The organism is Streptomyces sp. MMG1533 (assembly GCF_001279775.1).
Taxonomy (GTDB): Bacteria; Actinomycetota; Actinomycetes; order Streptomycetales; family Streptomycetaceae; genus Streptomyces.
This window is the reverse complement of record NZ_LGDG01000091.1, coordinates 1-722: the sequence shown is the minus strand read 5'-3', so window position 1 is coordinate 722 and position 722 is coordinate 1. Positions and strand designations below refer to the sequence as shown.

Here is a 722-nt window from a genome sequence, read left to right as displayed (position 1 = left end):
TGCCGGCCCCGGTGCAGCATCACGGAAGTGGTGTGTGACGGGTGGCTGGTCGTTGTTTGAGAACTGCACAGTGGACGCGAGCATCTGTGGCCAAGTTTTTAAGGGCGCACGGTGGATGCCTTGGCACCAGGAACCGATGAAGGACGTGGGAGGCCACGATAGTCCCCGGGGAGCCGTCAACCAGGCTTTGATCCGGGGGTTTCCGAATGGGGAAACCCGGCAGTCGTCATGGGCTGTCACCCATACCTGAACACATAGGGTATGTGGAGGGAACGCGGGGAAGTGAAACATCTCAGTACCCGCAGGAAGAGAAAACAACCGTGATTCCGGGAGTAGTGGCGAGCGAAACCGGATGAGGCCAAACCGTATACGTGTGAGACCCGGCAGGGGTTGCGTATGCGGGGTTGTGGGATCTCTCTTCTGTCGTCTGCCGGCGGCAGGACGAGTCAGAAACCGTTGATGTAGGCGAAGGACATGCGAAAGGTCCGGCGTAGAGGGTAAGACCCCCGTAGTCGAAACATCAGCGGCTCGTTTGAGAGACACCCAAGTAGCACGGGGCCCGAGAAATCCCGTGTGAATCTGGCGGGACCACCCGCTAAGCCTAAATATTCCCTGGTGACCGATAGCGGATAGTACCGTGAGGGAATGGTGAAAAGTACCGCGGGAGCGGAGTGAAATAGTACCTGAAACCGTGTGCCTACAAGCCGTGGGAGCGTCGCGCA

General features: G+C 58.6%; 1 rRNA gene. It reads left to right on the top strand.

Annotation, left to right across the window (positions count from 1 at the left end):
- Positions 1 to 88 precede the first annotated feature (88 nt).
- Positions 89 to 722 (top strand): 23S ribosomal RNA (locus ADK57_RS11875); the annotation flags it as partial.